At 71.7% G+C, this 25790-nt stretch carries 23 protein-coding genes and 1 pseudogene; 13 read left to right on the forward strand and 11 right to left on the reverse strand.

The genetic code is table 11. The annotated features are described in order from the left end of the window. Nucleotides 1-7: 7 nt before the first annotated feature. Nucleotides 8-3307 carry a BTAD domain-containing putative transcriptional regulator gene (locus ABZS61_RS00845; protein ID WP_356414055.1) on the reverse strand — a complete coding sequence of 1100 codons (3300 nt, stop codon included), beginning with the start codon at nucleotides 3305-3307 and terminating at the stop codon, nucleotides 8-10. Nucleotides 3308-3431: 124 nt separating this feature from the next. On the opposite strand from ABZS61_RS00845, the gene ABZS61_RS00850 reads away from it, so the two are divergent. Next, nucleotides 3432-4244, forward strand: coding sequence for a site-2 protease family protein (locus ABZS61_RS00850; protein WP_356414058.1), 813 nt, complete (start codon nucleotides 3432-3434; stop codon nucleotides 4242-4244). 13 nt (nucleotides 4245-4257) lie between these two features. On the opposite strand, the gene ABZS61_RS00855 is transcribed toward ABZS61_RS00850, so the two are convergent. Continuing rightward, nucleotides 4258-4440, reverse strand: coding sequence for a hypothetical protein (locus ABZS61_RS00855; protein ID WP_356414061.1), 183 nt, complete (start codon nucleotides 4438-4440; stop codon nucleotides 4258-4260). 80 nt (nucleotides 4441-4520) lie between these two features. Beyond that, nucleotides 4521-5231 (reverse strand): NADPH-dependent F420 reductase, encoded by a 711-nt coding sequence (gene npdG, locus ABZS61_RS00860; RefSeq protein ID WP_356414064.1) that lies wholly within the window; start codon nucleotides 5229-5231, stop codon nucleotides 4521-4523. A 181-nt stretch (nucleotides 5232-5412) separates the two neighbouring features. Here npdG and ABZS61_RS00865 point away from each other — a divergent pair, with 181 nt between their 5' ends. Then, nucleotides 5413-6015, forward strand: a complete 603-nt coding sequence (locus ABZS61_RS00865) for a hypothetical protein (protein ID WP_356414067.1) — start codon at nucleotides 5413-5415, stop codon at nucleotides 6013-6015. 71 nt (nucleotides 6016-6086) lie between these two features. Here the strand turns inward: ABZS61_RS00865 and ABZS61_RS00870 are convergent, their stop codons facing one another. Further along, nucleotides 6087-6314 carry a hypothetical protein gene (locus tag ABZS61_RS00870; RefSeq protein WP_356414070.1) on the reverse strand — a complete coding sequence of 76 codons (228 nt, stop codon included), beginning with the start codon at nucleotides 6312-6314 and terminating at the stop codon, nucleotides 6087-6089. Between the two features lie 58 nt (nucleotides 6315-6372). Between ABZS61_RS00870 and map the strand changes: the two genes are divergently transcribed. Next, entirely contained in the window at nucleotides 6373-7230 is an 858-nt protein-coding gene (gene map, locus ABZS61_RS00875; RefSeq protein ID WP_356414073.1) for a type I methionyl aminopeptidase, read from the forward strand. A 165-nt stretch (nucleotides 7231-7395) separates the two neighbouring features. Continuing rightward, on the forward strand, nucleotides 7396-8058 hold the full coding sequence (locus ABZS61_RS00880; RefSeq protein ID WP_356414075.1) for a biliverdin-producing heme oxygenase: 663 nt from the start codon (nucleotides 7396-7398) through the stop codon (nucleotides 8056-8058). A gap of 9 nt (nucleotides 8059-8067) precedes the next feature. On the opposite strand, the gene ABZS61_RS00885 is transcribed toward ABZS61_RS00880, so the two are convergent. The 3 genes from ABZS61_RS00885 to ABZS61_RS00895 form a co-directional block, all read right to left on the reverse strand. After that, nucleotides 8068-8739 (reverse strand): PhzF family phenazine biosynthesis protein, encoded by a 672-nt coding sequence (locus ABZS61_RS00885; protein WP_356414078.1) that lies wholly within the window; start codon nucleotides 8737-8739, stop codon nucleotides 8068-8070. A 96-nt stretch (nucleotides 8740-8835) separates the two neighbouring features. Next, nucleotides 8836-10359, reverse strand: coding sequence for an HtaA domain-containing protein (locus ABZS61_RS00890; RefSeq protein WP_356414080.1), 1524 nt, complete (start codon nucleotides 10357-10359; stop codon nucleotides 8836-8838). Nucleotides 10360-10423: 64 nt separating this feature from the next. Beyond that, the gene (locus ABZS61_RS00895; RefSeq protein WP_356414083.1) at nucleotides 10424-11824 is read right to left on the reverse strand and encodes an HtaA domain-containing protein; all 1401 of its coding nucleotides are present in this window, start codon (nucleotides 11822-11824) and stop codon (nucleotides 10424-10426) included. 109 nt (nucleotides 11825-11933) lie between these two features. Between ABZS61_RS00895 and ABZS61_RS00900 the strand changes: the two genes are divergently transcribed. The 7 genes from ABZS61_RS00900 to ABZS61_RS00930 all read left to right on the forward strand — a co-directional run bounded on the left by ABZS61_RS00900 (nucleotide 11934) and on the right by ABZS61_RS00930 (nucleotide 19373). Then, entirely contained in the window at nucleotides 11934-13001 is a 1068-nt protein-coding gene (locus tag ABZS61_RS00900; RefSeq protein WP_356414085.1) for an ABC transporter substrate-binding protein, read from the forward strand. Next, nucleotides 12998-14080, forward strand: a complete 1083-nt coding sequence (locus ABZS61_RS00905; protein WP_356414088.1) for an iron ABC transporter permease — start codon at nucleotides 12998-13000, stop codon at nucleotides 14078-14080. The genes ABZS61_RS00900 and ABZS61_RS00905 overlap by 4 nt, the downstream gene beginning before the upstream one ends. Further along, on the forward strand, nucleotides 14077-14916 hold the full coding sequence (locus tag ABZS61_RS00910) for a heme ABC transporter ATP-binding protein (protein ID WP_356414091.1): 840 nt from the start codon (nucleotides 14077-14079) through the stop codon (nucleotides 14914-14916). The genes ABZS61_RS00905 and ABZS61_RS00910 overlap by 4 nt, the downstream gene beginning before the upstream one ends. Nucleotides 14917-15103: 187 nt before the next feature. Beyond that, complete coding sequence (gene efeO, locus ABZS61_RS00915) at nucleotides 15104-16240, forward strand: iron uptake system protein EfeO (RefSeq protein ID WP_356414094.1); 1137 nt, start codon at nucleotides 15104-15106, stop codon at nucleotides 16238-16240. Then, nucleotides 16240-17505, forward strand: a complete 1266-nt coding sequence (gene efeB / locus ABZS61_RS00920) for an iron uptake transporter deferrochelatase/peroxidase subunit (RefSeq protein WP_356414097.1) — start codon at nucleotides 16240-16242, stop codon at nucleotides 17503-17505. The genes efeO and efeB overlap by 1 nt, the downstream gene beginning before the upstream one ends. Nucleotides 17506-17527: 22 nt before the next feature. After that, on the forward strand, nucleotides 17528-18496 hold the full coding sequence (gene efeU / locus ABZS61_RS00925; protein ID WP_356414100.1) for an iron uptake transporter permease EfeU: 969 nt from the start codon (nucleotides 17528-17530) through the stop codon (nucleotides 18494-18496). Then, entirely contained in the window at nucleotides 18384-19373 is a 990-nt protein-coding gene (locus tag ABZS61_RS00930) for a hypothetical protein (RefSeq protein WP_356415106.1), read from the forward strand. The genes efeU and ABZS61_RS00930 overlap by 113 nt, the downstream gene beginning before the upstream one ends. 39 nt (nucleotides 19374-19412) lie before the next feature. Here the strand turns inward: ABZS61_RS00930 and ABZS61_RS00935 are convergent, their stop codons facing one another. Further along, nucleotides 19413-20156: a bifunctional DNA primase/polymerase gene (locus ABZS61_RS00935; protein WP_356414103.1), complete on the reverse strand. Its 744-nt coding sequence runs from the start codon at nucleotides 20154-20156 to the stop codon at nucleotides 19413-19415. Between the two features lie 136 nt (nucleotides 20157-20292). After that, complete coding sequence (locus ABZS61_RS00940; protein WP_356414106.1) at nucleotides 20293-20916, reverse strand: TetR/AcrR family transcriptional regulator; 624 nt, start codon at nucleotides 20914-20916, stop codon at nucleotides 20293-20295. Nucleotides 20917-21087: 171 nt separating this feature from the next. Between ABZS61_RS00940 and ddaH the strand changes: the two are divergent. Next, a pseudogene (gene ddaH, locus ABZS61_RS00945) lies at nucleotides 21088-21915 on the forward strand (dimethylargininase); the annotation flags it as partial. Here the strand turns inward: ddaH and ABZS61_RS00950 are convergent. Then, nucleotides 21912-22907: a small ribosomal subunit Rsm22 family protein gene (locus ABZS61_RS00950; protein ID WP_356414109.1), complete on the reverse strand. Its 996-nt coding sequence runs from the start codon at nucleotides 22905-22907 to the stop codon at nucleotides 21912-21914. The pseudogene ddaH and the gene ABZS61_RS00950 sit on opposite strands and share 4 nt — an antisense overlap. 179 nt (nucleotides 22908-23086) lie before the next feature. On the opposite strand from ABZS61_RS00950, the gene ABZS61_RS00955 reads away from it, so the two are divergent. Next, nucleotides 23087-24397 carry a hypothetical protein gene (locus ABZS61_RS00955; RefSeq protein WP_356414112.1) on the forward strand — a complete coding sequence of 437 codons (1311 nt, stop codon included), beginning with the start codon at nucleotides 23087-23089 and terminating at the stop codon, nucleotides 24395-24397. On the opposite strand, the gene ABZS61_RS00960 is transcribed toward ABZS61_RS00955, so the two are convergent. Continuing rightward, nucleotides 24379-25764, reverse strand: coding sequence for a Bcr/CflA family multidrug efflux MFS transporter (locus ABZS61_RS00960; protein ID WP_356414115.1), 1386 nt, complete (start codon nucleotides 25762-25764; stop codon nucleotides 24379-24381). The two genes, ABZS61_RS00955 and ABZS61_RS00960, sit on opposite strands and share 19 nt — an antisense overlap. Between the last annotated feature and the right edge of the window lie 26 nt (nucleotides 25765-25790).

Below are 25790 nucleotides of genomic sequence, written 5' to 3' on the forward strand. Positions count from 1 at the left end.
GGCAGGATCAGTCCCGGTACGCGTCGACGAGGGCGGTGGCCTCCTCCTGGGAGAGGCCACCGCCCTCGTCGTACGCGGCCCGGTAGGCGGCGTCCCCGAGGACGCCGCGGACCAGCTCCTCGGCCGCGGCGTAGTTGGCCCGCTCCAGCGACGTCGGCACATGCCCCTCCGGCAGGAGCGCCCGTCCGGCGGCCAGCAGCTTCGCCGCGAGGGTGGCCCGGCGTTCCCCGCCGAGCCCGCCCAGCGCCCGTGCCACGGTGACCAGGTAGATCACGTGCATCTGGGGCGCCACCATCTGCGACAACCGGTCTTCGGACAGTGCCAGCGCCTCCCGGCTCCGGGTCAGGGCGTCCGCGTACAGCCCCTCCTGGTTGTCCAGCCAGGCCAGGCCGCCCAGCACGAACGCCTCGAAGACCCCCACGGCTGCCGACTTGAAGTCCTCCTGCAGCACGCTCAGTTGCTCGCGGGCCTCGACGGTACGGCCGGACATGCCCAGCGTCATGGCCAGGAAGAACCGGGCGAACGCCGTCGACTCGTGCCCCATGTGCCGCCCATGGGTGAGCACCTCCCGGAGGATCACCTCGCCCTCCGCACCGCGGCCGAGCTCGACGAGGGCGGAGGCGTACCGGGTACTGAGCACCAGTACCTGGGCCCGGGCGCCGAGCCTCTCCGCGTACCCGATCGCGGCCTGGTAGTCGTCGGCCGCCCGGGTGTAGTCGCCCCTTCTCTCGTTGGCCTCGCCCCGAGAGGAGAGCGCCTCCGCCGCACCCCAGTCGTCGCCGAGGCGGATGAAGATCTCCAGGCTCTCGTCCGCGTCCGCATGGGCCGCGCCCGCCCAGTCGGGCCGGTTGGCCAGCACGTTGGCGCGCATCTGGAGCGCCGCGGCCAGTTCCCAGTCGAATCCGAGCTCCCGTGAGGCACGGACCGTCTCGTCCAGCACCCCGCGCAGGTCCGAGATGTCCGCGGTGAGCACGACGGCGAAGAACCAGAGCGAACCCGGGCTGCGGCAGGTCTGCGGCTGGCCGGGCCGGTAGGCCGCGGCGATGGCCCGCAGGCGCGCCATGCCCGCCTCGTTCGCCCAGACGTCCATCGCGTGGTCCACGCTGGCCATCTGGACCAGTGCCACCTGGCGCCGCGCCTCCTGGAGCAGTTCGGGACTCATCGGCGGCGGCGCGTCGATGCAGCGCTCGGTGAGCGAGGGCGCGGCACCGGCGTCCTCGGTGAACGGGTCGGGGCCGAGCGCGGAGGCGGCTTCGGCCCACTGCAGTGCGTCGCTGCGCAGATCGCGCATCTGCCAGTACCAGGCGAGCGAGAGCACCATGCAGAGCGACTCCTGCTCGTCGCGGGCGGCGACGGCGTGCCGCAGGGCCGTGCGCAGGTTCTCGTACTCCCGCTGGAGCAGTTCGAGGGCGGCGAGCTGTCCGGCGCCCCGGAGTTCGGGGTCGGTGGTGCGGGCCAGCTCCCGGTAGAACGCGAGGTGCTTCCGTTCGACGGCGTCCCGCTCCCCCGCCTCGTCGAGCCGTTCGGCGGCGTACTCGCCGACGGTCTCCAGGAGGCGGTAGCGCATCCGGCCGTCCGCGGCGGGGGCGGCGACGACGAGGGACTTGTCGACGAGCGAGCCGAGCGCCCCGGCGACGTCGTACGCGTCCTGCGGCCGGTTCGCGCAGACGGCCTCGGCCGCAGGGAGGGTGCAGCCGCCGGAGAAGACCGACAGCCTGCGCAGGGCGGTGCGTTCGTCCTCGTCCAGGAGGTCCCAGGACCAGTCGACGACCGCCCGCAGGGTCTGCTGACGGGGCAGCACGGTGCGACTGCCGCTGGTCAGCAGACGGAAGCGGTCGTCGAGGCGGTCGGCGATCTGGCGCGGAGTGAGCATGCGCAGCCGCGCGGCGGCGAGTTCGATCGCGAGCGGAAGGCCGTCGAGGCGGTGGCAGATCTCGGCGCAGGCCGCCTGTGTCCGCTCGTCCGCGTCCACCCGGAAGCCGGCCAGGGCGGCGGCCCCGCGCTCGGCGAGCAGGCGCAACGCCATCGGGTCGGGCAGCGGGTCGACCGGCCGGACGAACTCGCCGGGTACGCCCAGGGGTTCACGGCTGGTCGCGAGGACGGTGAGGCCCGGGCAGCGGGCCAGGAGGTGGTCGGCGAGGGCCGCGGCCGCCTCGACGAGGTGCTCGCAGTTGTCCAGGAGCAGCAGCATGCGGCGCTCGGAGCAGTGTTCGGTGAGCCGGGCGAGCGGTTCGCCCGCGCCCCGTTCGGCGGCGCGGAGCTCCTCGGCGCCCGCCCCGCGCAGCACGGTCTCGCGGCCTCCGAGGGCGGTGAGGACGGCCTCCGGAACCGCTTCGGGATCGTCGACCGGCGCGAGCTCGGCCAGCCAGACGCCGTCCGGCCAGGCGGCCGGATCGACGGATTCGGCCGCCTCCTGGGACAGCCTGGTCTTACCCGCGCCTCCGGGGCCCAGCAGGGTGACCAGGCGCGCCCGGGAGAGGTCCTCGCGCAGGGCGGCGATGTCGGTCTCGCGGCCGACGAAGCTGGTGAGCCTGGCCCGCAGGTTTCCGTGCGGGGCGGGGGCCGGCGCGGGTTCCGGCCGTGGCGGGTCCTGGTGCAGCAGCTCCTCGTACAGCCGGCGCAGCTCGGGTCCCGGCGAGGCCCCCAGGCGCTCGGCGAGCGCGGTCCGCGCCTCCCCGTAGGCCGCGAGGGCCTGGGCGGTTCGCCCGGCGGCCTGCAGAGCCCTGATGCGCAGCGCCTGCAGGGGTTCGTCGATCGGGTGGTCGGCACAGAGCGCGGCGAGTTCGGGCAGGGCCTCGTCGGGGCGGCCCAGCGCGAGGACGGCGGCGATCCTGGTGCGGCGGGCCTCCAGGCGCCGGGCCTCCCAGCGGACGGCGGCCGCGGCACGGTCGGGCAGGTCGGCGAGGGCGGGCCCGCGCCACAGGGCGAGCGCGTCGTCGAGGACCGTGGCGGACTTCGCCGCGTCACCGTCCTCCAGGGCCCGCGCGCCCTCCCCCACGAGCCGCTCGAAGCGGTGCAGGTCCACGGCGTCCTGGTCGGCGGCGAGCCGGTAGCCGTTCTCCACGGAGCCGATGGCGTCCCGGCCGAGCGCACGCCTGAGGCGGCCCACGAGGGCCTGCAGGGCACCGACGGCATCGGCGGGCGGATCGCCGTCCCACACCTCGTCGACGAGAACCGTCGCCGGGACCGTGCGCCCGGGGCGCAGGGCGAGCACCGTGAGCAGGGCGCGCAGCCGCGCCCCGCCGAGGGCCACGGCGGTGCCGTCGTCGCGGAGTGCCTGGGTCGTACCGAGAATGCTGTAGTGCACGCGCCCATTGTCCGTGACGGCTCCGCACTTCGTGGAACTACCACCCGACCGCGAGACGTTCTCGCCCTGTCACCCGTACTGTCGGGGCTCGCCGCCTGCCGTCCAGCACCCAGGAGTTCCGCCGATGACCACCGCCTTCCGCCGCAGCGACCGGCGGGTCAGTCCGATCTTCCTCGGGATCGTCGCCGTCATGGCCGTCTCGGGCTGGGCGGTGTGGGCGGACTTCGCCGGCGAGACGGGCTTCGCGGTCTTCCTGTTCGTCACGGCGGCCTGGATCGTCTCGCTGTGTCTGCATGAGTACGCGCACGCCCGCACGGCGCTGCACAGCGGGGACATCTCGGTCGGAGCGAAGGGGTACCTCACCCTGAATCCGCTCAAGTACACCCACGCCCTGCTGAGCATCGTGCTGCCGGTGCTGTTCGTGATCATGGGCGGCATCGGCCTGCCGGGCGGTGCGGTCTACATCGAGCGGGGCCGTATCACCGGCCGCTGGAAGCACAGTCTGATCTCGGCCGCGGGCCCTCTGACGAACGTCCTGTTCGCGATCGTCTGCACGGCGCCGTTCTGGCTGGACGCGCTGGAAGGGGTCCCGCTCTCCTTCCGCCTGGCACTGGCGTTCCTGGCGCTGCTCCAGGTGACGGCCGCCATCCTGAACTTCCTGCCGGTCCCGGGGCTGGACGGCTACGGGGTGATCGAGCCGTGGCTCTCGTACAAGGTCCGGCGGCAGGTGGAGCCGTTCGCGCCGTTCGGGCTGATCGCGGTCTTCGCGCTGCTGTGGATCCCGGAGGTGAACGGGGTCTTCTTCGACGCGGTCGACGCGCTGCTGCGGGGGCTGGGCGTCAGTGAGGTCGAGACGTACTGCGGGCTCGACACGTACCGCTTCTGGCAGGAGTGGTTCGGCGACCAGGACCCTGGCTGCGCGGTGCCGGGGGCGTGAGCGGCGAGAGGCCCTAGCTCCCGGCCGCCGCGCTTTCCAGCCTGTGCTTGCGGATGTAGAACCACGCCATGTTCGATGAGAGGCCGGCCAGCAGCACCCAGATGATCCCGAGGAAACTGCCCTGGGCGAAGGAGACCACGGCTGCGGCGACGGCGAGAACGCAGACGACGAGGGCGTAGATGGCGAGGCGGGGCATGAGGGCTGGTGCTCCTGTCCGGGGATGGTGCGCGGTCCCGTCCAGTGTCCCTCATGCCCGTTCCGGCTCCGGGCACGGGCTCACACGTCGGTGGTGCGCAGCCCCGCGTGTGCCTTGTAGCGGCGGTTGACGGAGATCAGGTTGGCGACGAGCGACTCGACCTGGTGCGCGTTGCGCAGCCGGCCGGCGAAGACGCCGCGCATACCGGGGATACGGCTCGCGAGTGCCTGCACGGTGTCGGTGTCGGCGCGTGCCTCGCCAAGCACCATGACGTCGGTGTCGATCTCCTCGATCGTCTCGTCCTGGAGCAGTACCGCGGACAGGTGGTGGAAGGCCGCGGTGACCCGGGAGCCGGGCAGCAGGGCGGCGGCCTGCTCGGCGGCGCTACCCTCCTCGGGCTTCAGGGCGTAGGCGCCCTTCTTGTCGAAGCCGAGCGGGTTGACGCAGTCGACGACGAGCTTGCCCACGAGCTCCTCGCGCAGTGACTCGAGCGTCTTGGCGTGTCCGTCCCACGGCACGGCGACGATCACGACGTCGCTGCGGCGCGCGCACTCCGCGTTGTCCGCGCCCTCGACGCCATGGCCCAGCTCGGCGGCGGCGGCTTCCGCACGGTCGGCGGCACGGGAGCCGATGACGACCTTGTGACCGGCGCGGGCGAAGCGGTAGGCGAGGCCACGGCCCTGGGGGCCCGTTCCGCCGAGTACGCCGATCGTCAGCCCGGACACGTCGGGGAGGTCCCAGGGGTCCTTGGCGGGGGGCTTGGGTGCGCTGCCGCTGTCATTCGTAGTCATGGCGCCGACCCTACTGCGAGGTAGCTACGGGAACTCTGCGGCATGGTCCCCTCTGCGACATCCGTCACGGCGGGCGGGCGCCCGCCCTGCGGGGCTCCCGGCCGGACAGGCCGGACCCGTTCGGGTGCTCCGACCCCAAGGAGCCACCTGTGAGGAAGAGTTGGGGGCATGATGCCGGGTCATGGATGCTGTACGTGTCGCGCTGCTGCGTGAAGTGCTCGCCGGGACCGAGTGGCCCGCCGCGACCCGGCGGTTCGCCAGGACCCTGCGGTCCTCGGTCGTGCCGCAGGGCGGCGGGCTGCTGCTGGTGGGGACCGAGGTGTACGAGCCGTGGCACATGGCCGCGCATCTGGTCGACGAGTCCACGTGGTCGGGACTGCCGCAGCTGCGGCCCACCCTCGTGCGGCACCGGGTGGAGCCGGGCGATCCGGCGCATCTGGCCGTGGGACTGGGCCGGATCGAGGCGGCCGGGCGGGGCCAGACCCTGCTCGTGGTGGCCCCGGAAAGGCCCGGTGGCGGCCTGTTGGAGCGGGTGCACGACGCGCGCCGGGCGGGGGCGACGGTGCTGACGCTGGACGGCGGCGACGCGGAGGTGCGAGGGCTCGCCCATGAGGCGCTCACGGTGGACGACGGGGACGACGTGGACCTGGACACCGTGCAGCACCTGGTCAGCGCGGCGGCCGGGGAGAACGGCGCCCCCACCCCGCGGGGGCGCCGCACGTTCCGGGACCGGCTGTCACGGCTGGCCGACCAGCTGACGGCCCCGCCGCCCGCCCGCTGGTGACGGGGCGGGCCAAGGGCTCTGCTCTGCTCGGGCCGGGCGCGCGGGGTCCGGCACGATCCGAGCGAGGATCCCTAGGGCTCCGGGGTCCCCTCCGTGCGGTCGTGCCACTTCGGGTCGTTCTCCCACTCCAGGTTCCGCTCACGCGCCGTGTCCATGGCGTGCTGAGCCTCCTCGCGGGAGGTGTACGGGCCGAAGCGGTCCTTCGCCGGGCACTCGGGGCCCTCCTCGACCTTCTTGTGCTCCAGGCAGTAGTACCATTCGCCCGGTTTGCCGACCGTGCGCTTCTTGAACAGGGCCATCGTCGGATCCTTTCCTCTCAGCCATGCTGCCCCAGGCGCGCTGGTTAGACTCGCTGGCATGTCTGGCCAGTCGCTTCTCGTACCAGGGGAGATCACTCCCGTCCGTTCCGTTCCCGGAAACATCCGGCGCCCCGAGTACGTGGGCAAGCCCGCCCCCACGCCGTACACCGGGCCGGAGATCCAGGACTCCGACACCGTGGAGCGCATGCGGATCGCGGGCCGTATCGCCGCACAGGCGATGGAGGAGGCCGCGAAGCACATCGCCCCGGGAGTCACCACCGACGAACTCGACCGGGTCGCCCATGAGTTCATGGTCGACCACGGCGCGTACCCGTCGACGCTCGGCTACCGCGGCTTCCCGAAGTCCCTGTGCTCCTCGCTCAACGAGGTCATCTGTCACGGCATCCCGGACTCCACCGTGCTGCGGGACGGCGACATCGTGAACCTCGACGTCACCGCGTACATCAACGGTGTGCACGGGGACAACAACGCCACGTACTTCTGCGGCGACGTCGACGAGGAGTCGAAGCTCCTCGTGGAGCGCACCCGGGAGTCGCTGAACCGGGCCGTCAAGGCGGTGCGGCCCGGCCGCCAGATCAATGTGATCGGCCGGGTGATCGAGTCGTACGCGAAGCGGTTCGGGTACGGCGTGGTGCGCGACTTCACGGGGCACGGGATCAATTCCTCGTTCCACTCCGGTCTCATCGTGCCGCACTACGACAGCCCGCACGCGACGACGGTGATGCAGCCCGGCATGACGTTCACCATCGAGCCGATGCTGACGCTCGGGACGCACGAGTACGACATGTGGGACGACGGCTGGACCGTGGTGACGAAGGACCGGAAGCGGACCGCCCAGTTCGAGCACACGCTGGTGGTGACGGAGACGGGGGCGGAGATCCTGACTCTGCCGTAACGCCGCGCCCGGTCCGGGCCGGGCGTAATGTTTTACCGACAGACAGTCGGGATCCAATTGACTTAGGTAAGCCTAAGTAGGAGGATCGGCGTACGGGCAGTCGGCGCTGCCGGCATTTCCGTCTCTGTCCGGACTTCCCGTCCCCTCGGCCCCCGGAGGCCCCTCTTGGACGCAACCGCCACCACCCCCTTCTCCACGCTCATCCGCACCGCTTCGCACGAGCAGCACACGGAAGCGGAGTCCTCCTCCTTCATGAGCGACATGCTCGGCGGGCGGCTCGGGGTGGATGCGTACACGCGCTACACCGAGCAGCTGTGGTTCGTGTACCGGGCACTGGAGGACGGTGCGCAGGCGCTGCGCGACGACCCGGTCGCCGGTCCCTTCATCCAGCCGGAGCTGATGCGCAGTGCCGAGCTGGAGCGCGACCTGGCGCACCTGCGGGGTGCCGGCTGGCGCGAGGGGCTGGAGCCGCTGGCCGCCACCGCCGCGTACGCGGAGCGGGTCGCCGAGTGCGCCCGTGACTGGCCGGCCGGTTACATCGCGCACCACTACACCCGTTATCTCGGGGACCTCTCCGGCGGCCAGATCATCCGGGGCACCGCGGAGAAGACCTGGGGTTTCGAGCGCAAGGGCGACGGGGTGCGCTTCTACGTGTTCGAGCAGATCCCCAACCCGGCCGCGTTCAAGCGGGAGTACCGGGAGCTCCTGGACGCGGTGAACGCCGACGATCTGGAGAAGCAGCGCATCATCGACGAGTGCAAGAACGCGTTCGCGCTGAACACGGCCGTCTTCCACGAGCTCGGCGAGGTCTTCCCGCTCAGCGCGTAGCGGTCCGGTTCAGCCCTTGGCTGCCAGCAGGACGCGGCCCCCGATCTCCACCGTGCCGTCCGGCGCGGGTGCGGTGAGGATCTGGGAGCCGCGTCCTTGTGCGATGTTGAGGGCGCGGCCCAGTTCCACGCTCAGCAGCATGGCCGCCGCTCCGGTCGCCTCGTCCTCGTCGATGCCGTCGACGCTCCGCGGGAACGCCCGCGCCCGTACACGCCCCGCCGCCTCGTCCTCCCAGGCCCAGACGTAGAGCCGGCCCTCTCCGGGCGGCGGCTCCGTCAGGGCCTCGACCTCGGCGACGGACGCGTACCGTTCCAGCGTCCACGGACGCGACCATTCGGGGCGGGCCGAGATCCAGGTGAACTCGCCGTCCTGGCGGGCGAGCACGTCCCCGACGGGCAGTTCCAGGACCTCCAGGTCGAGCAGCCACGCCGCGCCGACGAGCGGGTGCCCGGCGAACTTGAGGCGCAGCCCGGGTGTGCGGATGTCGACGGTCCCGCGCTCCGGGTCGTCGACGAACACGGTCTCGCTGAAGCCGAGCCGGCGGGCAAGCGCCTGCCGGGACTCGTTGTCGGGGTACCTGCGCCCGTCACGTACGACCCCGAGCGCATTGCCGTGGCGGCCGTCCGGGCCGCAGAACACGCGCAGTACGTCGATGCCGTCGGGTACGTCGTAGTCGTTCACGAGCGCATTCAAGCACCGCGCGAGGGCCGGGCGACGCCACGGGGCCGCACCGGCGGGTGCCGGTGCGGCCCTGTGGCGGTCAGCCGGTGACGGAGGTCAGGCGGTACGGCGGCGGCGCGCCGCGATCACCACTCCCGCGCCTGCGGCGACGACCACGCCCGCGGCGGCGAACAGGGCGCCTGCCGGAACGTCGGCGCCCGTGGCCGCGAGCGAGCCGGAGCCGCCGACCGTGCCGCCGGTGCCCCCGGTGGTCGAGCCGCCGGTCGTACCGGTGCCGCCGCTGGTGCCCGAGCCGCCGGTTCCGCCTGTCGTGCCGGGGAGTTCGGCGTCCTTGTCGAGCGCGACCGCGACGGTCAGCGCGTCGAGCTGCTCGCCCTTCGGGTACATGCCGCCGAACGCCTCGGTGCCGTCGGCGGTCAGCGTCGCCGGCACTCCGGAAAGCGTCACGACACCGTCCTTCGCGGCGAGTTCACCGGCGGGCAGCGTGAGGTCGGCGACGGCCAGACCGGTGTACGTGGTGACCTTCTTGGTTTCGCGGTCCTTGGTCGTGACGTCGGCGATCAGCGTGCCGGCCGCCCCCCGCACCTGGATCTCCAGACCGGTGAGGGACAGGTCGAGCGTGTAGGCGTCGCCCTCCTTGTGGCCGAGGAAGCGGACGGTGCCCTCGAACGCGGCGTCCAGGGTCTGCTCCTCCGCGTCGAAGCGGCCCGTAGCGTCGGGGAAGCGGTAGCCGTCGCCCGAGGCGGTGGCGCCGTCGGTCGTCTCGATCGAGCCCTTCGCGATGGGGCCCGTGACGTACGTACGGAAGGACTTCTTGACACCCCAGTCCAGGGTGCCGTCGACGAGCGCGCCCGGGTCGGCGGCCGGGGTGGTGGCCGAGGCGGACGGGGACGCCGGCGACGTGGGCTTGTCCGTGGCGGTCGCCGTGGCCGTCGGGGTGGCGGTCGGCTTCTCCGTCGGCTTCTGGGTCGGCGTCGGCTCCGTGGTCGGGGGCGCCGCGACCGCCTTGACGGAGAGGGTGGCCGGGTCGAGGGCGGTGCCCTCCGCGTACTGGCCGTTGAAGGCCTCGGCACCGGCCTTCGTCATCGTCGCGGGGATGTCCTTGAAGACCATCGCGCCGCCCGCACCCTGGCCCGGCCTCACCGCCGACAGGTCGAGTGACGCGACGGCCACGTCGTTCTGGGTGCCCTGGGGTGTGGCGACATCGGCGGTGATCGCGCCGCCCGTGCCGACGGTGGCGACCTTCACGTCGGAGAGCGTGATGTCGAGAACACCCCCGTGGGCGTTGAAGTTGACGCCGCCCTCGAAGGCCGTGTCGGTCCCGTGGGTGCTCGTGTCGTAGGTGCCCTTGCCGTTGACGAAGGTGAACACGCCGTTGCCCGCGGCCTGCTTGGCGCCGTCCTTGACGGTGATCGTGCCCGCCCCGCCGATGTATCTGCGGAAGGACTCCTTGAAGCCCCAGTCCAGCGTGCCGTCCGTCAGCTCCGTCGCGGGGGCCGCCGCGACGGGGCGGGCGCCCGTGCTGTCGGCCGCGAGCGCGGGAAGGGCGAACGTCGCACCGAGTGCGGCCGCGGTGGCGACTGCGGCGGCAAGGGCTATGGGGCGGCGGGTGGCTGCCATGGCTGGTGACTCCTCGAAGGACGAAGGTACGGAAAGGGAGAAGGGGGGTGGAGCGGTCTGTGGCTCATGCGTCCGGTGAGCTGCGTCGCCGGGAGACGTACAGCACGCCGGCGACGGCCGCGAGCAGCAGCACGGCGCCGCCGCCGACTGCGGCGTAGGTCCCGGTGCGGGAGCCGGAGTCGGCGGCCACCGGCTGCGCGGCTGGTGTGGCAGAGGGCTTGTGCGCCGGTGTGGCGGAGGGCTCCGCCGCACTGCCGAGGTCGGGCAGTGGGGGCAGTTCCGCCTGCGCGTCGACGGCTACGGCGAGGGAGACCGGGTCCATCGCGGTACCCGCCTTGTACAGGGATCCGAAGGCTTCGGCGCCGCCGGCGGTGAGGGTCGCGGGGGCTTCGGTGAGGGTGGCGAGACCGTTCTTCGGGGTGAAGCCCTTGGCGGTGAAGGTGACGAGCGGAACGTCCTTGCGGGTACTGCCCCCACTGGTGACGTCCGCCAGGAGCGTGCCCTTGCCCGAGGTCACCCGCACGGCGACCCCGGCGAGTTCCAGGTCGAGACCGTCGGCCCCGGTGAAGCGGACGCTGCCGGCGAAGGCGGCGTTCAGGGTCTGCTCCGCGGCGTCGTAGGTGCCCTTGCCCTGCGGGAAGCGGAAGAGAGCTCCGCCGTCCTGGGCACCGTCGGTCAGGGCCCACCTGCCCCGGCCGATGGAGCCGGTGACGTACTCGCGGAAGGTGCGGCGTACGCCCCAGTCGACCGCGGCGGTCTCGAAGCGGCCTGCGGTCCCGCCCTTCGGCTTCGACGCCTTCTTCGACGGGGAGGAGGACGGGGAAGGGGACTTCGGCGCGGCCGGTCCTGTCGTATCGACGGAGAGGCTGATCGGGTCGAGGGGTGTACCGGCCGTGTAGTAACCGGCGAAGGCTTTCGCACCCTGCGACGTCAGGCTCGCCGGGACGTTGGAGAGGGCGACGGGGGTGGACCCGCCCCTCATGTTGATTCCGGCGAGCCCGAGCGTGGCCAGCGGTACCTGGGCGGAGGAGGTGACCCGGCCGCTCCCCCGGTCCTTGCTGACCATGTCGGCGTACAGGGTTCCGCCGCCGCCGCTGATCCGGACGGTGGGGCGGCTGATGGTGAGGTCGAGTTCGTTGCCGCCGGCCTTCTTGTGGCCGGTGAAGTGGACCCCGCCGGAGAAGCCGGCCCGGAAGGCACCGCTCGCCGGGTCGTAGGAACCGGTGGCGGAGTGGAAGCGGAACCGGCTCCCGCCGACCGTCGCGGCTCCGCCGGTCAGGTTCCAGCTGCCGTTGGCGATGGGCCCGGTGACGTAGCTCTGGAACGAGGACTTGATGCCCCAGTCCAGCCTGCCGCCCTGCACCGTGCGGCTCGCCGCCTGAGCGGCGGCGGCCGGGAGCAGGGCCGCCGTGAGTACCGCGAGAAGCACAACGGCGAGCGCACGGACAGGTCGTGACGGCGGCATGGGACCCTCTCAGGGCTAGAAAGTGAGGTAAGGCTAACCTAAGCGCAACCTAGCTCGTGCCGGAACCCCCTCCGCCACTTCTCATCCGAAACACCCAGGACGGTGCCCCGTGCGTCTCCCCCAGAACTCCGTCACGGCGGGCCGGGAGGAAGGACGGCCACGCGCCGTCCGGCTCGGTGGCCTTGCCGCGGTCGTGGCACTCGCCCTGGCCCTCACGGGCTGCGGCGGCCCGGTGGATCCCGCCGCAGAACCGGCCGGAGCGGCGAGCGCGTCCGCGGCGGCCGACCGTGTCGAGCCGCTCGCCACCGCTCCCGAGCAGCAGCTTCCGGTCACCGTGAAGTCCGCGGACGGGGCCGAGGTCACCGTCACCTCGGCCGACCGGATCGTGACGCTGACCGGCTCGCTCAGCGAGATCGTGTTCACCCTCGGGTTCGGCGAGCGGGTGGTGGCCCGTGACATCACCGCCACCTTCGAACAGGCGGAGAAGCTCCCGGTGGTGACCCGCGCTCACGACGTCTCGGCGGAGAGCGTGCTGTCGCTGAAACCGACACTCGTCCTCGCCGACACCACGACCGGTCCTGCCGAGGCCATCGGCCAGATCCGTGACGCCGGCATCGCCCTCGTCGTCGTCGAGCCCGCCAAGGAACTCGCCGATGTGGGCCGCCGGATCGCCACCGTGGCAGAGGCGCTGGGTGCGAAGTCCGCGGGAGACGAGCTGAAGACGCGTACGGAGTCCCGCATCGACGCCGTGCAGAAGACGATTCCCGCACGCCGGGAGGGCGGGAAGCCGCGCGTCGCGTTCCTGTATCTGCGCGGCTCGGCCTCCGTCTATCTGCTGGGCGGCCGGGAATCCGGCGCGAGTTCCCTCCTCGAAGCGGCGGGGGCCGTCGACGCGGGCAAGGCGTCCGGGCTGACGAAGGACTTCACCACCATCACCAGCGAGGCCCTCGCCGAGGCGGCTCCCGACGCGATCCTCGTGATGAGCAAAGGGCTCGACTCCGTGGGCGGCGTCGACGGCCTCGTGAAGATCCCCGGGGTCGCGGAGACACCGGCCGGGATGGACCGCCGGATCGTCTCGATCGACGACGGGGTGCTGCTGAACTACGGGCCGCGCACCGACCGTGTGCTGGCCGGACTCGTGGAGCAGCTCTACCCGAAGGGCAGGCCGGGCAAGTGACGACCACCCCCTACGAGAAGCGCACGGAGGCGGCCACCGGTGCAGGGGCCCGGCGCAGCAGGGCGTTCGTCCTCACCGCCGCACTGTCGGCCGCGCTGCTCGTCGGCTGCCTGCTCTCCGCCGGGCTCGGCGCGTACAGCATCCCGCTCGGCGACGTCCTGTCCTCGGTGCAGCACCGGACCGGTCTGGGCGGCCAGGCGCTGGACCGGGTCGGTGAGAGCGTCCTGTGGAACGTACGGCTGCCGAGGGTCGTCCTCGCGCTGCTCGTCGGCGCCTCCCTCGGCTGTGCGGGGGCCCTGATGCAGGGGGTGTTCGGCAACCCGCTGGCGGAACCCGGGGTCATCGGCATCTCCTCGGGTGCGGCGGTCGGTGCGGTCGCCTCGATCGCACTCGGGCTGAACTTCCTCGGCAACTGGACCATCACCGTCTGCGCGTTCGTCTCCGGCCTCGCCACCGTCCTTCTGGTGTACGCGCTGTCGCGCTCGGGGGGCCGCACCGAGGTGGTGACGCTGATCCTCACGGGTATCGCCGTCAACGCCTTCGCGGGCGCCCTGATCGGCCTGTTCATCTTCTTCGCGGACAATGCCCAGATCACCCAGATCACCTTCTGGCAGCTCGGTTCGCTGGCCCAGGCGACCTGGCCCAAGGTGCTGGCCGTGCTGCCGTGCGCGGTGATCGGGCTGCTGCTGGCACCGTTCCATGCCGGGAAACTGGATCTGCTCGCGCTCGGCGAGCGGCCCGCCCGGCACCTCGGGGTGGATGTCGAGCGCCTGCGCGTCGTGCTCGTCCTCGTGGTGGCGCTGCTGACCGCCGCCGCGGTCGCCGTCGCCGGGATCATCTCCTTCGTGGGCCTGCTCGTTCCGCATCTGCTGCGCATGGCGAACGGCCCCGGCCACCGCTTCCTCGTCCCCGGCAGCGCGCTCGGAGGTGCGCTGGTCCTGGTGGCGGGCGATCTCGCGGCCCGTACGGTGGCCGACCCCGCCGAGCTGCCGCTCGGGGTGCTGACCGCGCTCTTCGGCAGCCCGTTCTTCTTCTGGCTGCTGCGCAGGACCCGTCGCAAGCAAGGTGGTTGGGCATGAACCCGCTGAGGAAGCTGTTCGCGGTACGGCACCGGGAGCTGCCGCCCCCGGTGGCCCCCGGCTCGCCCGTCGCCGAAGCCGCGGGACTGGGCGTCCGGCTCGGCGGGCGACAGGTGCTCGATGCCGTGGACCTGACCGTCCGGGCGGGCGAGGTGCTGGCGCTCGTCGGGCCGAACGGGGCCGGAAAATCGACCCTGCTGGCGGCACTGGCCGCCGATCTGGCCCCGGGCAGCGGCGAGGTACGCATAGCCGGCCGCCCGGCCGCCGCGTGGTCGCCGGCCGGACTCGCCCTGCGCCGGGCCGTGCTGCCGCAGTCGGCCGTGCTGTCCTTCCCGTTCCCGGTCGAGGACGTCGTACGGATGGGACGGGCGCCCTGGGCGGGGACGGACCGGGAGGACGAGGACGACGCGGCCGTCGCCGCGGCGATGGCGGCGACGGAGGTCACGGAGTTCGCCGCCCGCCCGTTCTCCGCGCTGTCGGGCGGCGAGCGGGCCCGGGTCGCGCTGGCCCGGGTGCTGGCCCAGCGCGCCCCGCTGCTGCTGCTCGACGAGCCGACGGCCGCGCTGGACCTGCGCCATCAGGAACTGGTGCTGCGGATCTGCCGGGAGCGGGCGGCGGCCGGGGACGCCGTGGTCGTCGTGCTGCACGACCTGGGGCTCGCGGCTGCTTACGCGGACCGGGCCGTGGTCCTGGACGGCGGCCGGATCGCGGTGGCCGGGCCGCCCATCGAGGTGTTCACGGGGGCGCTGCTCGGTGAGGTCTACCGGCAGCCGGTGGAGGTGTTCCCGCATCCGCGGACCGGGGCGCCGCTCGTCGTACCGACAAGGGCCACTTGACCCGCATTTGACCTCCCTGTGGGTTGCCTGTGGGGAGGCCGTGACCTGCTCGTTCTTCTGGACCTCCGGTGAGAGGTGAATCACTGCGCGGACGGGTACCGACCAGATAAGGCCCCGCTAAGTTAGGTCCGCCTCACCTGCCCTTGGTACGGCCTTTCTCCGTTCTTTCGTCCCCTGTGGAGCCCGCATGCGAGCCGTTCGTCTCTCCGTCGTCACCGCTGCCGCGACCGTGGCCGCACTGACCGCCGTCACGGGCTGCGCCGAGAAGAGCGACGGCAAGGGGGACGGCGCCGTCCGGGTCGTCGCGACGGACGACTCGTGCGAGGTGTCCAGGACGAAGATCCCGGCCGGCCACGTCGAACTCGCCGTGGAGAACAAGGGGTCCAAGGTCACCGAGGTCTACGTGCTGTTCCCGGACGACCGCATCGTCACCGAGCGCGAGAACATCGGCCCCGGCACCAAGGCGAAGATCACGGCCGAGGTGAAGTCCGGTACGTACGAGATCGCCTGCAAGCCCGGTATGAAGGGCAAGGGCATCCGGCAGACCGTCGAGGTCACCGGCGGAAAGACGGCCGAGCGCAGCCCCGAGATGGACGAGGCCGTCGCCGGCTACCGCACCTACGTGCAGGCACAGGCCGACGAGACGCTGCCCAAGGTGAAGGTCTTCACGGACGCCGTGGCCGCGGGCGACATCGAGGCGGCGAAGAAGGCGTACGCGGACTCCCGTATCGGCTGGGAGCGCACCGAGCCGGTCGCCGAGTCCTTCGGTGACATCGACCCGAAGGTCGACGTCCGGGAGGACGGCCTGGAGGACGGCCAGAAGTGGACCGGCTGGCACCGCCTGGAGAAGGCGCTGTGGCAGGACAAGAAGCTGGGCGCCGAGGAGAAGGCGCTCGCCCCCCTCCTCCACAAGGACCTGGTCGACTGGCAGAAGCGGGTCGGCAGGGCGGAGATCACCCCGACCTCGATGGCGAACGGCGCCAAGGAACTCCTCGACGAGGTGGCCACCGGCAAGGTCACCGGTGAGGAGGAGCGCTACAGCCACACCGACCTCGTCGACTTCAAGGCCAACGTCGAGGGTGCGGAGAAGTCGTACGAGCTGCTCAAGCCGATCGCGTCGAAGAACGACGCGGCACTGACCGCCACCCTGGACAAGCAGTTCGCGGCACTGGACACGCTGCTGGACAAGTACCGCGCGGACAAGGCGTCCTACGAGTTCACCTCGTACGACAAGGTCGGCAAGGCGGACCGCAAGGAGCTCTCGGACGCGGTCAACGCGCTCGCCGAGCCGCTGTCCCGGCTCGCTGCCGCGGTGACGAAGTAATGCAGTCCGGAGACGGCGAGGCCGCCGGGGCGAAGGATCCGGCCCCGTCCCGTCGCGCACTGCTCGGCTGGGGCGGTGCCGGCCTCGCGCTGGGCGCCGTCGCGGCGGGCGGCGCGGTCGCCGCGGTGCACTCCGGCGGGAGTTCCGAGCCGGCGGCGGACAGCGGCGCGGCCGTGCCGTTCCACGGTGTGCACCAGGCGGGCATCGCGACCGCCGTCCAGGACCGGCTGCACTTCGCCGCGTTCGACGTGACGACGAAGGACAGGGCCGAGCTGATCGCCCTGCTCAAGGAGTGGACCCGGGCCGCCGAGCGCATGACGGCCGGGCGGGCGGTGGGCGACGGCGCGTACGGAGGCCCGGCCGAGGCACCGCCGGACGACACCGGTGAGGCGCTGGGCCTCAAGCCGTCCCGGCTGACGCTCACCATCGGCTTCGGCCCGTCCCTGTTCGCGGCGGACCGGTTCGGCCTCCAGGACAGCCGCCCCGAAGCCCTGGTGGATCTGCCGAAGTTCCCCGGGGACAACCTCGACGCCACCCGCAGCGGCGGCGATCTGTGTGTCCAGGCGTGCGCGGACGACCCGCAGGTAGCCGTCCACGCGGTCCGCAACCTCGCCAGGATCGCCATGGGCCGCGCCTCGGTCCGCTGGTCGCAGCTGGGCTTCGGCAAGACGTCGTCGACGACGCCCGACGCCCAGACCCCGCGCAACATGATGGGCTTCAAGGACGGCACCCGGAACATCGCGGGCACCGATGACGCCGCCCTCACGAAGCACGTGTGGGTGAGTCCGAAGGACGACGGCGGATGGATGACCGGGGGTTCGTACCTGGTGGCCCGGCGCATCCGGATGCACATCGAGACCTGGGACCGCACGCCGCTCCAGGAGCAGGAGGACATCTTCGGCCGGGACAAGGGTGAGGGCGCCCCGGTCGGCAGGCCGAAGGAGCGCGACGAGCCGTTCCTGAAGGCGATGCTGCCCACCGCGCACGTGCGGCTCGCCCACCCGGACACCAACGGCGGGGCGTCGATCCTGCGCCGCGGCTACTCCTTCACCGACGGTACGGACGGTCTGGGCAGGCTCGACGCGGGGCTGTTCTTCCTCGCCTACCAGCGCGATGTCCGCAAGGGCTTCATCCCGGTGCAGCGCAGCCTCGCGGCGAACGACGCGCTCAACGAGTACATCCAGCACGTGGGTTCGGCGGTCTTCGCCGTTCCGCCGGGCGTCCGCGACAAGGACGACTGGTGGGGCCGGGCACTGTTCTCATGACCGACACCGTGGAAGGACCGGCATGTTCGGCAACTATCTGATCGGTCTGCGCGAGGGTCTCGAGGCCAGTCTGGTCGTCTGCATCCTCGTCGCGTACCTGGTCAAGACCGGCCGCCGTGACGCACTGCGCCCGGTGTGGACGGGCATCGGCATCGCCTGCGCCATCTCGCTGGCCTTCGGCGCCGCACTCGAATTCGGCTCCCAGGAGCTGACGTTCGAGGCACAGGAGATGCTCGGCGGTTCGCTGTCGGTCATCGCCGTCGGGCTGGTGACCTGGATGGTGTTCTGGATGCGGCGGACTGCGCGGCACCTGAAGGCCGAACTCCACGGCAGGCTCGACGCGGCGCTCGCCATGGGCACCGGCGCGCTCGTCGCCACGGCCTTCCTCGCGGTGGGCCGCGAGGGTCTGGAGACCGCGCTCTTCGTGTGGGCGTCGGTGCGGGCCAGCGGTGAGGGTTCCTCGTCGCCGCTGATCGGTGTACTGCTGGGCATCGCGACCGCGGTCGTGCTGGGCTGGCTCTTCTACCGGGGTGCGCTGAGGATCAACCTGTCGAGGTTCTTCACCTGGACCGGTGGCATGCTGGTCGTCGTCGCGGCGGGCGTGCTCGCCTACGGCGTGCACGACCTCCAGGAGGCCCGCTTCCTGGGCGGCCTGCAGAACAAGGCGTTCGACATCACCACCACGGTTCCGCCGGACAGCTGGTACGGCACCCTGCTCAAGGGCGTCTTCAACTTCCAGCCCGATCCGACTGTTCTTCAGGTCACGGTGTGGGCGCTGTATCTCATCCCCACGCTCGCGCTGTTCCTCGCCCCGGTAGGGTTCGGACGGTCAGTGCGGACGACGGATCAGAAGGCGCAGAAGGCAACGGATGACAAGGCTGGGTCGACTGGCGACGGGGCTCGCGACAGCGACGGTGCTGAGCGTGACGGCGAGCGGCTGCGTGACGGTGCACGGCGAACTGGAAGTTCTGCCGGGAGCGACGAGAACTGAGGCCGCACAGGCCCTGGACGACTTCCTCGTCGCCTACAACAAAGCGGACAAGGCATACGATCCGGCGCTGGACGCGGACCGGGTGACCGGTTCGCTCGGCGCGATCAACCAGGCCGGGCTGAAGGCGCGTCGGAAGTCCAGTCCGCAGGGAAACGCGTCGCACAAGCCGCTGGAGCTGACCGACGCCGCGTTCAGCATTCCCAAGAAGGCGGGCTGGCCCCGCTGGTTCGTCGCGGACACGGACTCCAACCGCGACCAGGACAACGGGCGGCAGGACACCCGCTGGCTGCTGGCGTTCCTCCGCACCGGCCCCGACGCCCCCTGGAAGGCCGCCTATCTGGCGGTCGTCCCCCAGTCCCAGGTACCGAAGTTCTTCAAGGACGCCGACGGCCTGGCGCAGCCCGTGCCCTCGGCGGACACCGACGGAGCCCTGGCCGTGCAGCCGAAGGGCCTCAGCGGCACGTACACGGGCTATCTGTCGCAAGGATCGCCGGACGTCTTCGCTCCGGGGGCGACGACGTCGGGCTGGCGGGACGCGCGCAAGAACACGCGCAGGGCGGGATTCTCGTTCCAGTACGTCGACCAGGCGCTGGACAGCGGGACGTTCGCGCCGCTGGGCCTGAAGACGGAGGACGGCGGAGCCCTGGTCTTCTTCAGCAGCAAGCACTTCGAGCGGCAGACCGCGGCGCCGGGGCTGCGGCCCACGGTCAACTCGGACGTGGAGGCACTGCTCACCAGTGAGGTGAAGAGCACCCTCACCAAGGAGCGGGTCTCCAGCCAGCTGGTGTACGTGCCCAGGAGGGGCGCCGGTGACTCGGGCGGCAAGGTGCGCGTGCTGAACCGGCTGCCCGGCCTGGTCGCCGCTCAGGGCTCATGACCTCCGCGGGTCACGCAGCGCCCCGTCCGGCGGTGTCCGTCAGCGGCTGAGCGGCCAGGCCACGGCATCGTGGTCGAGGTCGCTCTCGTCGGCCGTGTCCGCGTACTGCGCGCAGGCGTCGGTCAGCGTCTCGAGCAGGGTCAGGGGGTCGGGCAGCGGGTTCTCCGCGCCGCGGATCCAGCGCACGTCCAGCTCACCGGGGAGCCGGGCGGGCGGCAGGAGGACGTAGCTGCCGCGGCAGTGCCAGCGCAGCCCCGGGTGCTCGTCCGTGGTCTCGGGGTGGCTGTCCAGCTCGCACGGCCACCACTCGTCCTCGTCCTCGGGGGTACCGCGGGTGGCGGTGAAGAAGAGCATCCGGTCCTCGCCGGACTGGGCCACGGGGCCGACGTCGATGCCCGCTTCGAGGAGCCGTTCCAGGGCGGCGCGGCCGGCCGTCAGGGGGACGTCGAGCACGTCGTGGATCATGCCTGTGGCGGTGATGAAGTTGGCCAGTGGCTGGCCCGCGGCCCAGCGCTCGATCTGGTCGCGGTCCGTCGTGGACTGCGTCTGCCAGGCGAACGAGACGGGATGCCGGGCGGGGGTGGGGCAGCCGATGCGTTCGCACGAACATCGGTATCCGTTGGGATACGCGGCGGGAGAGATCGGCATCCCTGCGTCGGCGACGGCCAGGAGCAGCTCCAGCCGGGCGGCGTCGTCAGCCTCCGGCTGCGGTTTCGGCCGACGGCGCAGCCATTGGGAGATCCTGCTCTCTGTGCCGCGATAGCGGCCGGAATCGGCGCCCATCTATCCCCTCACCTCAGCGTTGCTCCTCCATGGTCCCACCATCCTGCTCCTCGGGTGGCCAGAGTTCTCAAGCGGGGTGCCCCGGGCTCCACGGAGAGTGGAGCCCACCTGCACCGAATGCAAGGGAATGGCTGTTTTATTCCGCGGGTCCGGTCGCGAGTCCCCGCAGGGTGAGGTCGACCACCGCGTCCGCGTACTCATGGGTGAGCGGCAGGGTCCGGAGCAGCCAGCGGTGGGTGAGCGGGGCGATCAGCAGCTCCAGCGCGATGCGCGGATCGATGTCGTCGCGCACCTCGCCGGCCTCCTGGGCGGAGCGCAGCCGTGTGACGTACAACTGCATCTGCGGATCGAGCAGCTTCTCGACGAACTGGGCGCCCAGCACCGGATCGATGATGCCCTCGGCGGCCAGGGCGCGGGTCGGCGCCTCGGTCACGGGGTCGTTCAGCTCGTCGACGGTGGCCCGCAGGACGAGCTTGAGGTCGGCCGCCAGGTCCCCGGTGTCGGGGATCGCGTAGCCGGCGTCGCCGGCCTCCTCGGCCGCCCGGGTCCCCACGTCGATGAAGGCCTCCATGAGGACGGCCGCCTTGGACGGCCACCAGCGGTAGATCGTCTGCTTGCCGACCCCCGCGCGGGCGGCGATCCCCTCGATCGTCGTCCTCGCGTAGCCGGCCTCGCCGACGAGGGCGAGGGCGGCGTCGTAGATCGCGCGGCGGGAGCGGTCGCTGCGGCGGCTGGAATCGGGCGCCTTGTGGGGTGACATCCACTCAGCCTACAAGTTCACGATTCGATACGTATCGTCTTGTTGGCTGCTCGACGACCATCGCATGAATCACCCGATCGGATCACTGCGCATCGGCCGGGAGCAGCGCACCATGAACTCACGCACAGACCGTGCGCATCCCACCGTTCCGCAGCTCCGGCTGCCGTTCGTGAGGAGCCTGCATTGACCCGTGACGCCACCCCTCGTCGCTACCTGATGTGCGCCCCGGCCCACTTCAAGGTCACGTACTCCATCAACCCATGGATGGACCCCTCGAAACCTGTCGACCTGCCGCTGGCCAACACCCAGTGGGAGGACCTGCGCGACCGCTACCGCTCGCTCGGCCACACCGTCGAGCTGCTCACCCCGGACCCGGACCTCCCCGACATGGTGTTCGCCGCCAACGGCGCCACCGTCATCGACGGACGCGTGCTGGGCGCCCTGTTCGCGTACCGGGAGCGGTACGCGGAGGCCGAGGCGCACCGGGACTGGTTCCGGGCCAACGGCTTCACCGACATCCATGTACCGGATCACGTCAACGAGGGGGAGGGCGACTTCGCGGTCACCTCCTCGTACCTCCTGGCGGGGCGCGGCTTCCGGTCCAGTCCGCTCTCCCACGACGAGGCGCAGGAGTTCTTCGGACGCCCCGTGATCGGCCTCGACCTGGTGGATCCGCGCTACTACCACCTGGACACGGCGCTGTGCGTCCTCGACGACGCCGCCGACGAGATCATGTACTACCCGGGGGCCTTCTCGCCGGGCAGCCGGTCCGTGCTGGCCAGGCTCTTCCCCGACGCGCTGATCGCCCAGGAGGCGGACGCCGCGGCGCTGGGTCTCAACGCGGTCAGCGACGGACGGCACGTGCTGGTTCCGCAGGCCGCCGTCGGGCTCCTCGATCCGCTGCGGGACCGCGGCTTCGAGCCGGTTCCGATGGACCTCGGCGAGCTGCTCAAGGGCGGCGGCAGCGTGAAGTGCTGCACCCAGGAGCTGAGACCCTAGGGCTTCTCCGGGGGCGGCCAGGCGTCGCCCCACGCGGTGTCCCGGGCGGCACGGTACAGATCGCCGTGCCGCTTGGTGACCGTCGCGCGCTGCAGGCCCTCCTCGCGGGTGCAGAGCTCGAGGAGCACCTGGCCCTTGCGGATCTGCGGCCTGCGGGTGACCCGCGCCCGTACCGGATCGGTGGGGAAGCGGGTCGCCACGACGTAGCTGAACTTCTCGTCCTCGTGGCTCAGGGAGCCGCCCTTCACCCGGCGGTGCAGGGACGAGCGGCTGACCCGCGCCGAGAAGTGGCACCAGTCCGTGCCCGGCTCGATGGGGCAGGCGTCGCTGTGCGGGCAGGGCGCCGCCACGGTCAGCCCCGCGCCGATCAGCAGGTCGCGGGCCTCGATGACGCGGGCGTAGCCGTCCGGGGTGCCCGGCTCGACGATCACCACCGCCTGCGCGGCGGTGGCGGCCGCTTCCACCACCTGGATCCGGTCCTCCGGGGTGAGCTCCTTGAGGACGTACGAGACGGTCACCAGATCCGTGGGCGCGAGTTCCAGCGCCGTGCCGATCCTGGCGCGCTGCCACTCGGCGTCCCGCAGCCCGGGAACGCCCGAGGCCGTGGCCAGCTCGCGGCCGAGCGCGAGGGCGGGTTCGGCCCAGTCCAGCACGGTCGTGCGCGGCCCTTCCCAGGCCCCCGCGACGGCCCAGCTCGCCGCGCCCGTACCGCCCCCGATGTCGGTGTGCGTGGCGGGCACCCAGTCCGGCGCCGCCTCACGGAGTGCCGCGAGGGCGGACCGTACGGCCTCGAAGGTCGCGGGCATCCGGTACGCGGCGTACGCGGCGACGTCCGAGCGGTCGCGCAGGACCGGGGCGTCGGTGGGGGTCGTCCCGCGGTAGCTGGCGATCAGCCGGTCGACGGCCTGTGCGGCCTGCTTGGGCGGCAGTCCTTCGAGCAGCGCGGCCAAGGCCGTGCGCAGGGCTTCCGAGGTGGGGAGGGTGGCATTCACCGCCGAATTGTAGGCGCAGGAAGCCGGTCCGTCGCTGCCGGGCGGTCCGGTACGGAACCGGGACAGAACGGCGACGGAACCGAACTGCTGCCGGGCGTTGTCCTGTTGCTACGCTGACCGGCGCCGGATCGGGGCAGGTCATTCGGGATCGGTCGGGGGGATTTCTCATCGGGGGGACCATGAGACAGAAGATCGTGCGCCTGGCTCTGGTCGGCGGGGTGCTCTTCCTTGCGCTGCTGCTCCTGCTGGCGACCTGCGGCGGGGGCGGCGGCAGCGGCAAGAAGGACGACAAGCCGAAGAAGCCGGTGAAGAAGAGCGCGGGCCCGGCAACGCAGTTGACGGTCCCTCCGGCCTACACGACGGCCCGCGGCTGGGAGATCGTGGGCGTGGGGCCCGACTACGCCGTCGCGCCCACGACGGGCCGGCTCGCCTATCTGGTGAAGGCCTCCGACAACCACTACCGGCTGCGGACCGTCGACACGGAGACGGGCCGGGACGGCTGGAGCGGCGAGGCCTGGCGGCCGCCGGACCCGCTGCACTTCCCGAAGCTGATCGGCGTCGCCAAGGACGACCGGCAGTTCTTCGTGACGTGGTCGTACGGGAAGGTCGGCGACGGGCTGGCCCCGGCCGACACCTTCATCTCCCTCGATGTGTACGACGCCGCGGACGGCGAGCGCCGGCGGGTCGAGGTGCCGTGGAACGGCGCCCCGACGGTCACGGCGACCGGGCCGAACATCCTGATCAGCGACGGCCGGGCGAACAGTGCGGTGGTCGACCCGGTGACCGGCCAGGTCTCGGAGGTCGGCGCCGCCTCGGTGACGTACCCGAAGGGCTGCGCCGCCTGCAAGCAGCTCACCGAGGTGCGCGGGCAGACGGCGAAGGGTCTTCTGTTCAGCGGGGTGCGCGAATTCTGGGTACGGGGCGGCTGGTTCAGCAGGACGGTCGCGCCCAAGGGCGCCGACGTGCTCTCCGGCGTGCCGACGTCCGTGGCCTCCGACCGGATCCTGGCGAAGTGGCAGCTCGCCAAGGGGTCCAAGCGTGCCGCGACGCACGAACTGTGGACGGTGCACGACGCCGCGACCGGCAAGGCGATGGTCTCGGTGGAGTGCCACAAGCCGGCCATCGAACCCGGACGCCATCCCCAGTCCGTCGTCTCCCCTTCGGACCGCTACCTGGTGGCGGGGAACCTGGCCTTCGATCTGGCGGCGGCGAAGGGGGTCTGCTTCGAGGAGGACGACGGGGCGGCACAGCTGACGCTCGCCTCGGTGACGGACGCGGGTACGGCGTACGGCGCGACGAACGCACGGGACGCCTCCGACGCCCTGGAGGGAGGCGGGGCCCCGGTCACGATGAGCTTCACGACCTGGGGCACCGAGCCGCTGTCACTGAATGTGAGGCTTCCGGAGCTGGAGATGTCCGGGACCGGAGTGTTCCGATGGACGGACCGGAAGGACCGGCTGCACCTGCTGGGCTATCCGCGCGTCGGCTGATCGTGCGGGCCGCCCCTGGTCTGCCACGGCCGGCACAGGCCGAGGAAGCACACCACCGCGGAGAGGGCGCACACGACCTGCACCACGGCCATGGGCACGGCCGTCTGCTCCCCCGCGATCCCGACCAGGGGTGAGGCGATGGCACCGACGAGGAACGACGTCGTACCGAGCAGCGCGGAGGCGGACCCCGCCGCGTGCTTCGTGCGCATCAGGGCCTGGGCGTTGGTGTTGGGCATCGCCAGTCCCATCGCGGACATCAGGACGAAGAGCCCGGTGGCGACGGGCAGCAGGCCCACGTCGCCGAATACTCCGGAGGTCATGAGCAGCAGGGCGACGGCCGCGAGGGAGATGACGGCCAGTCCGAGGCCGAGCGCCTTGTCGAGGCTGATCCGGCCGACGAGCACCTTGCCGTTGATCTGGCCGACGGCGATCAGCCCGATCGAGTTGATGCCGAAGAGCAGGCTGAAGGTCTGCGGCGAGGCTCCGTAGATCTCCTGCACGACGAACGGGGACGCGCTCACGTAGGCGAACAGCGCGGCGAACGCGAGACTGCCCGCGATCATGTACCCGGTGAACACCCGGTCCGCCAGCAGTCCGCGCATGGTGCGCAGCGCCTCACCGATGCCGCCGGTGTGCCGTTCCTCCTCGGGCAGGGTCTCGTGCAGCCACTTCCACACGATCAGGGTGAGCAGCACGCCCACGGCGGTGAGCACGACGAAGATGCCGCGCCAGTCGGTGAACCGCAGCACCTGTCCGCCGATCACGGGCGCGATGACGGGAGCGACACCGGAGATCAGCATCAGGGTGGAGAAGAACCGGGCCATCTCCATGCCGTCGTAGAGGTCGCGCACCACGGCCCTGGAGATCACGATGCCCGCGGCGCCCGCCAGTCCCTGCAGGAGGCGGAAGCCGATGAGGAGTTCGGCGGAGGGGGCGAAGGCGCAGATCGCGGTGGCCACCACGTAGATGATCATGCCGAGGAGCAGCGGCTTGCGCCGTCCCCACCGGTCGCTCATCGGTCCGACGACGAGCTGGCCGAGCGCCATGCCGGTGAGGCATGCGGTCAGCGTGAGCTGGACGGTCGCGGCCGGGGCGTGCAGCGAGTCGGTGACCGCGGGCAGCGCCGGGAGGTACATGTCCATGGAGAGCGGCGGCAGCGCGGTCAGCCCGCCGAGAACCAGGGTGACCAGGATTCCGGCCCGCCGTGCGGCGTCGGTGGCGGAGGAACCCGGGGGTGCCGGTATGTGTTCCTGCCGGTGTTCCTGCCGTACGGGGTGAATGTGCCGCTCTCGCTGCTCGTGGCGCTCGGACCGATCCGGTCGTTCGTGCTGTTCCTGCTGGGCCCGGCTCACGCCGCTGTCCGGCATCCTCGTCTCCGCTTCGTTGAATCCAC

It is taken from the genome of Streptomyces sp. NPDC005566, from assembly GCF_040605575.1.
Lineage (GTDB): Bacteria > Actinomycetota > Actinomycetes > Streptomycetales > Streptomycetaceae > Streptomyces.

Coding starts and splice junctions, on each gene's coding strand:
- ABZS61_RS00940 (WP_356414106.1), bottom strand. CDS start 20,916: ATGTCACCCCACAAGGCGCCCGATTCCAGCCGCCGCAGCGACCGCTCC.
- ABZS61_RS00960 (WP_356414115.1), bottom strand. CDS start 25,764: ATGCCGGACAGCGGCGTGAGCCGGGCCCAGCAGGAACAGCACGAACGA.
- ABZS61_RS00955 (WP_356414112.1), top strand. CDS start 23,087: ATGAGACAGAAGATCGTGCGCCTGGCTCTGGTCGGCGGGGTGCTCTTC.
- efeO (WP_356414094.1), top strand. CDS start 15,104: ATGCGAGCCGTTCGTCTCTCCGTCGTCACCGCTGCCGCGACCGTGGCC.
- npdG (WP_356414064.1), bottom strand. CDS start 5,231: ATGACTACGAATGACAGCGGCAGCGCACCCAAGCCCCCCGCCAAGGAC.
- ABZS61_RS00870 (WP_356414070.1), bottom strand. CDS start 6,314: ATGGCCCTGTTCAAGAAGCGCACGGTCGGCAAACCGGGCGAATGGTAC.
- map (WP_356414073.1), top strand. CDS start 6,373: ATGTCTGGCCAGTCGCTTCTCGTACCAGGGGAGATCACTCCCGTCCGT.
- efeU (WP_356414100.1), top strand. CDS start 17,528: ATGTTCGGCAACTATCTGATCGGTCTGCGCGAGGGTCTCGAGGCCAGT.
- ABZS61_RS00935 (WP_356414103.1), bottom strand. CDS start 20,156: ATGGGCGCCGATTCCGGCCGCTATCGCGGCACAGAGAGCAGGATCTCC.
- ABZS61_RS00855 (WP_356414061.1), bottom strand. CDS start 4,440: ATGCCCCGCCTCGCCATCTACGCCCTCGTCGTCTGCGTTCTCGCCGTC.
- ABZS61_RS00910 (WP_356414091.1), top strand. CDS start 14,077: ATGAACCCGCTGAGGAAGCTGTTCGCGGTACGGCACCGGGAGCTGCCG.
- ABZS61_RS00895 (WP_356414083.1), bottom strand. CDS start 11,824: ATGCCGCCGTCACGACCTGTCCGTGCGCTCGCCGTTGTGCTTCTCGCG.
- ABZS61_RS00865 (WP_356414067.1), top strand. CDS start 5,413: ATGGATGCTGTACGTGTCGCGCTGCTGCGTGAAGTGCTCGCCGGGACC.
- ABZS61_RS00890 (WP_356414080.1), bottom strand. CDS start 10,359: ATGGCAGCCACCCGCCGCCCCATAGCCCTTGCCGCCGCAGTCGCCACC.
- efeB (WP_356414097.1), top strand. CDS start 16,240: ATGCAGTCCGGAGACGGCGAGGCCGCCGGGGCGAAGGATCCGGCCCCG.
- ABZS61_RS00850 (WP_356414058.1), top strand. CDS start 3,432: ATGACCACCGCCTTCCGCCGCAGCGACCGGCGGGTCAGTCCGATCTTC.